Below are 12655 nucleotides of genomic sequence, written 5' to 3' on the forward strand. Positions count from 1 at the left end.
GGACATATATGCGCGATTTACTCAAAGGAGAAACGTACATCCCCTTCGGCTCCCAATATTATCGGGCGCCCTCTCCGAAACGAGAAGACTGGGACAGAGATCTGGCAAAAATGGCCGATCTGGGGTTCAACATGGTGAAATTCTGGGTCCAGTGGCGCTGGAATCACCCCGAGGAAAACCGGTACGACTTTTCGGACATCGACGAGCTGATGGAACTTTCCAGGAAGCACAACCTCAAAGTTATGCTCAATACCATCTTTGATATAGCGCCGGCATGGATTTATAAAAAGTTTCCTGACGCCAGCATGATTACCCTTGGCGGAAAGGAGATCGGCCCGCAATCGCAGCCGCACCGGCAGATCGGTGGTTTGGGATACTGCTACAATCATGATGGAATTATGGAGCACTTTTTTCACTTTCTGGAAGAGACAGTAAAGCGATACAAGGATCACCCGGCGCTGGATATTTGGAACGTGGGTAGCGAGCCTGAACTCACCAGCAGTATGTCAGAAATGCGGCTCTGGGCGGATGACGCGGACAGAATCGATGAGATGCTATGTTACTGTGACAATTGTCAGCGGAAGTTCCCACAATGGCTCCGGGAAAAATACGGAGATATCGGATCCCTGAATAATTCCTGGAACCGCAATTATCAGTCCTTTGATGAGGTCGAGGTTCCCAAGACTCGCAATACCATCAACGATATCACGGACTGGCGCATGTTTTTTGTGCATTCTCTTGGTGAAAATGTCAGACGCCGTTTCGAGGTGGCGCAAGAGGTTGATCAGGGAGCGCATCCGTTGATGTGTCACCATGTGTTCATTCAGGGTTTTCCGGTCACCTCCACCGCCAGTGACCCGTGGAATGTCGGCCAGTACGGCGATCTCCACGGATTCACCCAGCGGGACGATACCGCTATGATCGACATCCTTCGCTCCTGTGCCCGGGACAAACCGGTCATCTCCGCAGAGATGTTGATGCTGCCGGGGTATACTTTGGACATGCCCGAACCCATCGATGAAAACGATATCAAGCGGTTTATCTTCAGCGGTGTCGCCGGGAACCTGAAGGGTTTTATCAACTGGCAGTACCGGCCGGAAATCCTGGGGCGTGAAACGCCTACCTGGGGATTAACCACGTTGGACGGCGGCGAAACGGAGCGGTTAAAAGCATTTGCCGAATGTGGCGATGTTCTGCAATCCAATGCCGATTTCCTGCTGGACGCAACCCCGCGACCAGCGGACATTGCCATGCTCTACAGCCCGGAGAACCAGGTTTTTGCCTGGATGGCGACCGGCAACGAAAAAACCGCCACGGATTCTCTGCTGGGCACCCACAAGGCGCTCTACGAGCACAATTATAATATGGATTTCATTCATCCGAAGGAATTTACTGAGCACCTCTTAAGCCAGTATAAGGTGTTATATATCCCGTTTCCGTACCGGCTGAATGAGGACATGGCAACAATTATCAAAGAGTGGGTCCACAGCGGCGGAGTGCTGATTGGCGAGGCATATTTCGGCGGATGGAATTCCGAAAACGGTCACCACAATACCGTAGTACCGGGGTACGGGCTTCACGAGGTATTCCAGGTTCGGCAACTGGACGCACTGCCCATCCATGGAAGTGATACCGAGGTTATTGAGCCGAATAGTAATATTTTTGGCGGCAAAGAGAAAATTAAGGCAAGCATCGTCAAGGAAGTTTTGACACTCGAAGGCGCAGAAGTGCTGGCGAAGTTTGACACAGGAGATCCTGCCGTTACTCAGGCGGAGTACGGGGCCGGCAAAGCGATATTGATCGGCTCGTATATCGGGCTGCCGTATCAGCGGACCGGCTTTAAGCCGAATCGCGATTTTATCGGGGCTTTGGTTTCAAGTACCATAGAGATAGCCCGACCCTCCGTGGACACTGACAAAAGAATTCGGGTCGATATGCTCACTCATCAGGATGAGCAATTGGTTATACTGCAAAACCTGGAACAGGAAGCCGTCCATGCAACAGTAACTATCCCGGACCTGCAGGCGGATAGCCTGACAGAGCAATTTTCCGGCAAAACGCTCGAACTCAACACTGATGATACCGGGATATCCGTAGAAATGGACTTTCAGCCGGGTGAGGTGCAGGTCTATCGTGCCTAAATGGCTGGACTTTTCCGAATACCAGGATCGGTTCGTCCGCCGGAACTTTTTTGCCAATACCATGGATGGAGCGCTGTTTGCCTTCGGGCTGAAGTTCGTGTCCCTGGTCACGGTGCTGCCGGTTCTGGTGCAAAAATTGGGCGGAACCAATGTAGCGGTGGGCATGATTCCGGTTCTCTGGAACACGGGATTTAACCTGCCGCAGATTTTCATTGCCAATACCGCGCGGAGGCAGCCGTATAAAAAGCCGTTTGTCCTGAAAACGGCGCTGATTCAGCGGATTCCATGGCTGGTCCTGGCCGCGCTGTGCTTTTTCTGGTTTGACGAGATCAACACGCTCCCCGGATTGATTCTGTTCTTTGCCGGACTCACAATCGCGGCCGTCGGGGGTAGTCTGAACATGCCCGGGTGGTTTGACCTTATCAATAAAGTCACGCCGGTCCGGCTGAGGGGACGCCTGTTCGCGTTTCGGACGATTCTCGGAGCGATATTGGGAATCCTCGCCGGCTGGATCATAAAAATCGTGCTGGAAACCATGAATTTTCCCGAAAACTTCGCTCTCCTGTTTTTACTGGCATTCCTCGTGATGATGGGGTCGTATATCTTTCTTGCATTGGTGAAGGAAGAGGAACCGAATGCCCCGAAACAGATTCTGCGAAATCGGGAGTTTTTCAGAATATTACCGAAGATTCTGAAGAATAACTCCAACTTCACGTCCTATCTGGTGGCAGATGCATTAATCATGGTGGCCGTGATGGCAAACGCCTTTTATACGGTCCATGCGTTGAAAACGTTCTCGTTGGCAGAAAGCTATGCCGGAACGTTTACGATTGTGATGACGGTAAGCATGATTGCAGGAAATGTGCTGTTTGGTTATCTCGCGGATCAGTACGGGCACCGGCTTAATCTGATTCTTGCAGCCGGTTCGACTGTTGTGGCTTGTCTCATCGCCTTAGTTGCGCCAGCGGTCGAGTTATACTACCTGGCCTTCATAGGGTCGGCATTTACGATTTCACTGATTCAGATCAGCCGGCTGACCATCATTGCGGAACTGAGTGGCGAAAGCGAGCGCACAACATACGTGGCTTTAACCAATCTCATCACCGCGCCCTTCGTTTTTTCCGGCATCCTCGGGGGCTGGCTGGCCGATTCCTTCGGGTACGACACCATTTTTTATGTGGCTGGCGGCTTTGCGCTGCTCGCCGTGCTCTGGCTCGCCATTATGGTGCAAGAGCCGCGGACCAATCCACCGGCTCCGGCAATTGCTGAATTATGAGGTTAATTGATTTATGATCACCATGAATGAAGGATCGTTTTTGGATTTTGAGTATCAGGAAAAATGTCCATCTAATTGTCCTTATGGTGGCAAGCTGTATGGGTGATAGAATAATGGGGACCCGTATATATCAGGTGGCGCTTTTGGCATTCATTTCTGTAGTGTTGGTATTACCCATTGACGGTCGTGCTGACGAATCCGGGGATCGTCTTACTTCATATATTAATCCCTTTATTGGAACCGCCGGAGGGGGAAATACTTTTCCCGGGGCTGTGCGGCCATGGGGGTTAGTATCCATAAGTCCGCACACCGATCCCGGGGCTCCTTCCGGCTATATTTATGGTGAACCGTGGTTTTATGGTTTGGGCCATGCGCATCTGAGTGGAACAGGATGCGCAGACCTGGGGAGCATAATCCTCACAGCTGGCCGGGGAAATATATCACCGTTTCCTGATCAATATAGAACTAAATACGATAACGAAATCGCGGCGCCTGGATATTATGCAGTTGACCTTCCGGAGCACATGATATCTTTGGAATCCTCAGCTAGTCTGCGGGTGGGGCTGACCCGAATTACATCCCATAAAGAAGGACAATTTCACATCATACTGGATGCCGGAAGAAGCCTTGGTGGAGTTGAAGGGGGAGAGGTCTCCGTTGTCTCAGCAAACGAAATAGAGGGCTATAATATCTCCGGTGGATTTTGTGGAGAGGATAACCGGCAGAAAGTGTTTTTTGTCGCACGATTTAACAGATCGGCATCAAAAGTCGGCACCTGGGCTGGAGGAGAGCTAAGTAACGAGAAGCTTTCCATCTCGGAGGAGATGCCTGTCGGCGCGTGGATGCGGTTCAGCGGGAGCGCAGAGACGCCACTGCTCGTGAAAGTTGGGATATCGTATGTCAGCATAGAAAATGCCCGGGAAAACCTGCGTGAGGAGATGCCCGGCTGGGATTTCGAAAGTGTCCGTTCTCAGGCGTCAGACCATTGGCAGGAGGTGCTGTCGAAAATCCGTATTAAGGCCAGCAAAGGTGAGAAAACAAAATTTTACACGGCCCTTTATCATGCGCTAATTCACCCGAACATCATCAGCGATGTCAACGGGGAGTACCCGGAGATGGGACATCACGACGTTGGAAGGAACACGGAGCGTCCCAGGTATTCAGTTCTCTCCCTCTGGGATACCTATCGGACGCTCCATCCTTTTTTAACCCTCGTGTATCCGCAGCGGCAGGAAGAGATTATCCAATCTATGCTGGATATGTACCTGGAGTCGGGATATCTCCCGAAGTGGGAGTTGGTGAGCAATGAGACATATATGATGGTCGGAGATCCTGCCCCAATTGTCATTGCAGATAGTTACATCAAAGGGGTTAGAGGGTTTGACGATAGCCTGGCGTTTGAGGCGATGCTGAAACCGGCTCAGTTGGAAGCCGGACAGGATGCGCCACCGATACGAGCAGGGTATCATGAGTTACTGGAATACGGGTACATCCCGTTCGACCAGGATACCAGCGAGGACTGGTGGGTCTGGGGGCCGGTCTCCACTTCTCTGGAATATAACCTGTCCGATTTTGCGATTTCGCAAATGGCCCAAACCCTTGGCCGGACTTCAATCGCACAGGAGTTCTCGGACAGAGCAAAACTCTACCGTAACCTGTTCGATAAGCAGTCGTTGTTTATGCGACCCCGCAAAGCAGATAGTACCTGGCTCGATCCGTTTGATCCGCTTGCCACAGAAGGTTCAGGATACTGGGAAGGATCCGGCGGCCCGGGATACGTCGAGGGCAACGCCTGGCAGTATACGTGGTTTGTCCAGCATGATGTCCCCGGATTAATCGATCTCTTCGGTGGAGAAAAACCGTTCTCGGAGAAACTGTCCAGCTGCTTCGATGAAGGCCACTTCACTATTAATAACGAGCCGGATATCGCCTATCCGTATCTCTTCCGTTACGTCCCGGAACAGGCAGGAAGTACTCCGGCGCTTATCCGGGAGATTATGGAAACTTCATTTGGAACGGGACCCGATGGATTACCCGGTAATGACGACGCAGGAACCATTTCCGCCTGGTATTTATTTTCTTCCCTGGGATTTTACCCGGTTGAGCTCGCTACCTCCGAATATGTCCTGGGTGAACCGCAGGTAAGGAAGGCGGTTGTCACTCTGGACGAGCAATATTATTCCGGAGACAGCCTGATTATTGAACGGGTTAAAAATGAAGGCAAACCAGGCATCAAATGGAATGACAAGACTCTGGATACCTATCGAATAGATCACTCGAGGCTCACCTCCGGTGGTAAATTGGGATTTAAAATTCATGAGTAATAAAGTTTACTATAGTGAAGAAAATAATATAAACCTGAAGGCATCATATATATTGAAAATAAATTTATGTAATTCCGGGAGGAAATTTGTGTATCAATGTATTTAGCCATTTTTCGGCGTTCACCCTTCGACAAGCTCAGGATGACGCCTAGGCAAGTCACTCTGAGCTTGTCGAAGGGTGGCTTGTGCAGGTCACCGATAGTTTTGAAGCACGTCGCAAAGCCTGGTAATAAATAAATTCAGGAAGTCTTAATATTAAAAAGGATTGCAGGTAAATACCTCTGATGAGAAGGAAAACAAACTAATATGCCAGGATCATGTGATTGTCCGATACCGGAGAAGGAAGGGAAGTCAGGCACAGAGCCACTGGCGGCCGCGACCGTTATTACCGCTTCTCGGGGAAACGCTACCACGCAAAAAGGTACGCTGCTTTTTCGGCCGTTTGAGGTGCAAAAAGGTACGGGGCCGCACCTGTATCCTTTTACCTATATCACCGATGAGTTATGGGATACACGGCCTTCGAACGCGGAGATTGCTGAGGATGGAATCCGGGTGTCGGATACGAGAGGCATTTCACGCTTCGGAGTCAACGCCTGCTGGAATGTGGAGGGCTTCGGATACACGTTTATGACGGCTGATCGGGGCGGAGAATTCTATGCACTGCCCGATCCCGGTGATGAGGTAGTCTATAACTTGAACTACGAACTCGCGTTGAGCCGGGTTGCCAGAAACCGCCGGAGAAAAGAGAAATTTGAGAAACAGGGATGGCAACCATCCAGAGAAGTTGCATCCTATCATGCCCTGTCCGAGGAACTCCTTGCAGATGCCGGAAAAAAGGTGCGCATGTCCAAGTCCTGCGCCAATATCGCGCAAAAATCGCTGTATTATGCCTTATGGGCGGGCGAAATGATGGAATTGGATGCCGCCGAGTATCGCATTCGCAAACAGGGATACCGGAGTGATTTTGCGGTCGGATGTGACGCCAAGTCCTTTTATCAGTTGCCGAATGACATTTTTCTGGATCGGTTCCCACCGTTGTTTGACTACGCCACCATCACCCATGTGGTAAACGGCGATCCGGTTATGGGACTCTTCGAAGAAGAGGAGGGGAAACTGAATTTTGACCTCCGCAACATATTGTTGGAGAGACTCTCTGCAAAAAATATTACCGTGGAAGGCCGGGCACTCTTCTGGTTTCACAAGTGGGTGACGCCGGACTGGCTCAGGGAAAAGTCGTATGACGAGTTGAGGAAATACGTGGAAAGCCACACCAGGGAGGTCCTCGGATACTACGGCGACAGAATGTACGCCTGGGAAATAGTGAATGAGATGCACGATTGGGCAAATGCCGTCCGGCTGACTCCGGAGCAGGCAGTGGAAATTACGAGGCTGGCTTGTGATGTGGCCAAAGAGGTGGCGCCCAACGTAAAACGCGTCGTGAACAATTGCTGTCCCTTCGCGGAATACGTTCACATGGAAGAGTGGTCGGGTGGCGAGGCAAAATACCCCCAGCGGACTCCGTGGCTTTTTACCAGGGATCTCATCGATGCAGGCGTCGACTTCGACATTATCGGACAGCAGATGTATTATCCGGGCAGGGATTTGCAGGATATCACCGTAATGATTGAACGCTACGAAGAACTGGACAAACCGGTGCATATTTCGGAGATCGGGGTGACCTCCGGTGTGAGCGAGATAGATGTCAAAACCGGTGAACAGGAGATCCCGCAGGGCCCGTACGGCTGGCACCGTCCCTGGGATGAGGAATTACAGGCGGACTGGCTGGAAGGAATTTATCAACTCGCATACAGTTTGCCATTCGTCAAAGCGGCAAACTGGTTCGATTTCATCGATCCCTTTGCCTACATAGAAAATGGGGGCCTTTTAAAGGATCTCGACGGTACGAAAAAACCCAGCTATTATCGGCTGGATAGGCTCAAAAAGCGCTGGAAATCAATGCAAACGAAGGAGTAAACATGACAGATATAACCCGACGAAAATTCCTGAAAAATAGTGCGTTAATCGGAGCTGGCTCCCTGGTCGCCGGCAGCGCCCTGGGCAGCCCGCTGGTGCTCACCGGCTCCAGAACTGATAAAAACACCGAGCAGGGCGAATTACTGTTTCAGCCGTATTTTGTCCAGCGGGGTGAGGGCCCTCATCTCCTGGACTGGGCGTATTCCAGCGATCAATATTGGGAAGCGATCCATTCCAATATCACCGCCTCAAGGGACGGAGTGAAAATATCTGACACGGAAGGCACAGAGAAATTCGGTATCGACGTCCGGTGGAATGTGGAGGGCTTTGGCTACATTTTCATTACCGCAGATAACGGCGGAAAATATTACACTTTGCCTCCAAAAGGGAAATCCCGGAAACTGAATCTGAACTACGAATTGGCAAAGAGCCGGGTGCTGCGAAATCGCCGCAGACTGAAATCTCTGCAAAAGGACGGCTGGCAGCCTTCCGGAGAAGTTCAGGGGTTACTTGCGTTGTCCGATAATTTGTACGAAGATGCAAAAAAAGCCCTGCCGGATAACAGCGCTGCCGCGGAATATGGGCAGAAGGCGCTATTATACGCCATGCATGGCGGCGAAAAGATGGAACTCGATTATGCACAATTTCGCATCAAACGACAGGGGTACCGCCCGGACTTTTTCACCGGTTGCGATGCACGCGGTTACTTCCAAATGGATCCCGACCTGTTTACGGAGCGGTTCACCGAGGCGTTCAATTACGCCACCATTACGCATTACCTGAAGAGCGGTTACGCGGAAGATTTTGAGCCGGTGAAGGGGCAGAAGCAGTTCACCCGCAGAGACACCGTGATGAAAGTCCTGAAGCGTAATGACATCACAGTAGAGGGCCGACCGTTGTTCTGGTTTTATCCCACGGTGACTCCGGACTGGTTCATGGATATGTCGTACAGCGATCTGCTGAAATACGTAGAATCGCATACCAGAGAAGTCGTGGGGCATTACGGCGATCAGATGTACGCCTGGGAGGTGATGAATGAGGCACACGACTGGGCGAATGTTCTGGAATTGAAACCGGAGCAGATTGTGGAAGTGGCGAAACTGGCGTGTGATGTCGCCAAAGATACCAACCCGAACGTGCATCGTCTGATTAACAATTGCTGCCCGTTTGCCGAATATGTGCAGTTAGGGAAATGGAAGGACGTCGATGCCAAATATCCCCAGCGGACTCCCAGGGAGTTTATGCAGGATCTGGTGGATGCTGATGTGGACTTTACCATCTCCGGCCAGCAGATGTACTTCCCGTATCGTGACCTCCAGGATACCATCCTGCTCATCGAGAAATACGAGCAGTACGGTCGTCCGGTGCAATTGACCGAAGTCGGCGCCAGTTCCGGGCCCACCAAGGATTCCATTAATTCCGGTTGGGTAGGATTGCCTGAGGAACCGTACATCTGGCACCGCCACTGGGATGAGGACCTGCAGGCCGACTGGCTGGAGGGGCTCTATACCCTCGCATACAGTAAACCATGGATCGAAGCGGTCAACTGGTACGACTTCGTCGATCCGCATTCCTGGATTGATACCGGCGGATTACTCCGCTCCAGGGATGGCGAGAAAAAGGCGGCATTCCATCGGCTGCTGAAGTTGCAAGACGAGTGGAAATCGCTGGGGTGAGTGCTGAGTTTGAGTTCCGGCGTCTACCCTTCGACAAGCTCAGCCCCAGAAGGAGCCTCTGGTAAGTGATGACGCCGGAAAAGTCACTCTGAGCTTGTCGAAGAGTGGCTGACCTGCATGAGGATCAATATTAGAGAATTACCAGGGAAGGAACTCCAAAATTTTTTAGGCTTGAAAACATAGGAGTATTCGGGAAATGATGGCTGATGGTGAAATAATATTCCGCCCCTATTTTGTCCAACAGGGCAGAGGGCCGCACATGGGCGACTTTGTGCGCACATTCGATACGAACGAAGATGTCTTCTACTCCGATATGGAGGTCGACGAACAAGGGATCCGCATTCAAAACACTCATGGCCAGGAGCAATTCGGCCTGTACGTCCGCTGGAATGTAGAAGGCTTTGGATATCTGTATCTGCCCGCAGATAACGGCGGCGAGTACTATCCTGCCGATGAGCCCTCAGGTGCGGATTACAACCTGAATTACGAGCTGGCGCTCACACGGGTGATGCGAAACCGGAAGCGCCTGCAGAGTTTTCAGGAGGATACCACCTGGAGACCATCGCGGGAACTGAAGGCCTACCTGGATCTGGGAGAGGAGTATCTCGAAGACGCCGGTAAAGCCCAATCGGAGCCTGTGCAGTGCGCCCAATACTCACAACAGTCCCTGAAATTCGCCATGTATGCCAGCGACCTGCTGGAGCTGGAGAAAGCCCGGTTCGACATCAGGAATCAACCGCCCAGACCGGATTTCCTGTTCGGCTGTGATACCCGGGGATTCTTCCAGATGGACGAGCACCTCTTCCTGGAACGGTTTACGCCGCTATTCAATTACGCGACCATCACCCACTACCTCATCGGTGACCATATCAATTTTGAACCGAACGAAGGGGACAAACAGTTCGCCGAGCGGGACAGGCTCCTGGATATCCTCCTGGAGAAGGGAATTACCGTGGAAGGGCGTCCGCTCTTCTGGACGCACAGCTGGGTCACTCCGGACTGGCTCAAGGAGAAATCCTTCGATCAGACCTTGACATACCTTGAAGATCATATCAGGAAAGTGGTGGGACATTACGGTGACCGGATTAAAGTGTGGGAAGTGGTGAATGAAGTCCACGACTGGGCGAACGAATTGGAGTTTACACCGGATCAGTTTATTGAATTGACCAAATTTGCGTGTGAGGTCGCCAGAGATGTGAATTCCGATGTAAAGTTGCTGATAAATAACTGTTGTCCGTTTGCTCCGTACATCCAAAAACGCAAATGGCATGAGAAAGAGGCCAAATATCCTCAGCGGACGCCGCATCAGTTTACTACCGACCTCTTAGACGCGGAAGTGGATTTTGACCTGATCGGCGTACAGGAGTATTTCGTCCGCCATCCGGTGGCAGAGGCAGTCCGGGTGATCGAACGCTATGCTGATTTGAATATTGATGTGCAGATCGCCGAAATCGGTGCGCCGTCCGCCGGCATTAAGCAGGAATTTGTAGACGAGGACGTTGATCCCACTACTAAGCCGTACGACTGGCGCAGGCACTGGGATGAAGAGCTGCAGGCCGACTGGCTGGAGTACATTTTTACTTATGCCTACAGTAATCCCGCCGTGGAGGCGGCAAATTGGTATGATTTCGTTGACCCGTACGGATTCCTGAAAAAGGGCGGCCTGCTGCGGTCAGTGGACGGTGAGACCAAAGCTGCCGTCGATCGGCTCCAAAACCTGAAGGAAAAATGGGCGAAGTAATAAAGACCCAAAAAAGGTAACTATGCGAATTCTTTACATCGACATCGATACCCTGCGCCCGGATCACCTGGGCTGTTACGGTTATCACAGGGAGACTAGTCCCAACATTGACTCGGTGGCGGAGCAGGGTATCCGGTTCGAGAACTGCTATGTCTCTAACGGGCCGTGCCTGCCCAGTCGGACGGCACTGTTCAGTGGCCGGGACGGAATGCGCACCGGTGTGGTGAGCCACGGAGGCACTGCAGCGGATATGCGCCTCGACGGCGATTCACGCGGCTTCGACTCCGTACTTGGTCGCACAAGTTGGATGCGGCAATTGCGGAATGCCGGGCTGCGGACGGTCACTGTGAGCCCGTTTGGGGAGCGACACTCTGCCTGGCACTGGTATGCCAATTTTTCCGAGATCTATAATCCCGGCAAGCACGGGGAAGAACGGGCGGACGAAATATTCCCGTATGCAGACGACTGGCTAAAGCGGAACGGCAGGGATGATGACTGGTTTCTGCACGTCAACTTCTGGGATCCCCATACGCCATACCGGACGCCGGAATCGTTCGGCAATCCGTTCGAGAACGAACCCATACCTGAATGGTATACAGAGGAAGTTCGCCGTAGAAACTGGAATGGAAGTGGACCGTGGTCTGCCCAGGAGGGGATGGGCTACGGAGGACCACATCCGTACGTTGGGCCGCAGTATCCACGGCAGCCGAATACAATGCATTCCATGGAGGAAGTCCGCCGCATGTTTGACGGGTACGACTGCGGCATCCTGTATATGGATGATTATCTCGGGTTGCTTTTTGACCGTCTGAAAGAATTGGGGATTTACGAGGAGACGGCGATCATCATCTCGGCCGATCACGGTGAAAATCTGGGCGAGCTGAATGTGCACTTTGATCATCAGACGGCTGATCAGCACACTAGCCGGGTTCCTTTGATCATCAAGTGGTCATATTTAAGTGATACTTTAGATAATACTTGTGACCATCTTATTTATCAGTACGATATGGCTGCAACAATAATCGAGTTGCTGGGTGAGAAAGTCCCCGATAACTGGGATGGAAAGAGTTTCGCCACAGAAATCAAATCGGGAAAATCGTTCGGGAGAGATTACCTGGTATTGACGCAGGCAGCGCATACCTGTCAGCGGTCAGTCCGGTTTGGTCCGTACCTGTTCATCCGGTCGTATTTTGATGCCTATCATGACTATCCCGAAAGCATGCTCTTTAATCTTGAGCATGATCCGCATGAGCAAAATAATATTTTTGATGAGTCCCCGGAAATCCAGGCTACCGCCCTGAATTATCTGGATCAATGGCGCGCCGAAATGGAACGAAAATCCGATTACAAGCGGGACCCGCTCTGGACTGTAATGGAGGAAGGCCTACCGCTGCATACGCGAACGAACCTCAACGACTATCTCGAGCGATTGCGTAACACCAATCGTGAAGAGGTGGCCGAGAGAATAGCAAACCGATATCCGCATCATCTGGTATAGCAATCACTAATTCAAACAAACGGAT

At 51.6% G+C, this 12655-nt stretch carries 7 protein-coding genes; all 7 read left to right on the forward strand.

All coding sequences use genetic code 11. The features are described 5' to 3' along the window. Nucleotides 1–8: 8 nt before the first annotated feature. The 7 genes from K9N57_00505 (at nucleotide 9) to K9N57_00535 (ending at nucleotide 12630) form a co-directional block, all read left to right on the forward strand. Nucleotides 9–2141: a beta-galactosidase gene (locus K9N57_00505; protein MCF7802650.1), complete on the forward strand. Its 2133-nt coding sequence runs from the start codon at nucleotides 9–11 to the stop codon at nucleotides 2139–2141. Then, nucleotides 2134–3417, forward strand: a complete 1284-nt coding sequence (locus K9N57_00510) for an MFS transporter (GenBank protein ID MCF7802651.1) — start codon at nucleotides 2134–2136, stop codon at nucleotides 3415–3417. Before K9N57_00505 ends, K9N57_00510 begins: the two co-directional genes overlap by 8 nt. Nucleotides 3418–3530: 113 nt before the next feature. Continuing rightward, complete coding sequence (locus K9N57_00515) at nucleotides 3531–5741, forward strand: GH92 family glycosyl hydrolase (GenBank protein MCF7802652.1); 2211 nt, start codon at nucleotides 3531–3533, stop codon at nucleotides 5739–5741. Between the two features lie 306 nt (nucleotides 5742–6047). Beyond that, nucleotides 6048–7715, forward strand: a complete 1668-nt coding sequence (locus K9N57_00520; GenBank protein ID MCF7802653.1) for an endo-1,4-beta-xylanase — start codon at nucleotides 6048–6050, stop codon at nucleotides 7713–7715. A 2-nt stretch (nucleotides 7716–7717) separates the two neighbouring features. After that, nucleotides 7718–9391, forward strand: a complete 1674-nt coding sequence (locus K9N57_00525) for an endo-1,4-beta-xylanase (protein ID MCF7802654.1) — start codon at nucleotides 7718–7720, stop codon at nucleotides 9389–9391. Between the two features lie 196 nt (nucleotides 9392–9587). Beyond that, on the forward strand, nucleotides 9588–11132 hold the full coding sequence (locus K9N57_00530) for an endo-1,4-beta-xylanase (protein MCF7802655.1): 1545 nt from the start codon (nucleotides 9588–9590) through the stop codon (nucleotides 11130–11132). Between the two features lie 22 nt (nucleotides 11133–11154). After that, nucleotides 11155–12630: a sulfatase-like hydrolase/transferase gene (locus K9N57_00535; protein ID MCF7802656.1), complete on the forward strand. Its 1476-nt coding sequence runs from the start codon at nucleotides 11155–11157 to the stop codon at nucleotides 12628–12630. The last annotated feature ends 25 nt before the right edge of the window (nucleotides 12631–12655 follow it).

The sequence above is a fragment of the Candidatus Neomarinimicrobiota bacterium genome (assembly GCA_021734025.1).
GTDB lineage: Bacteria > Fidelibacterota > JAANXI01 > JAANXI01 > JAANXI01 > JAANXI01.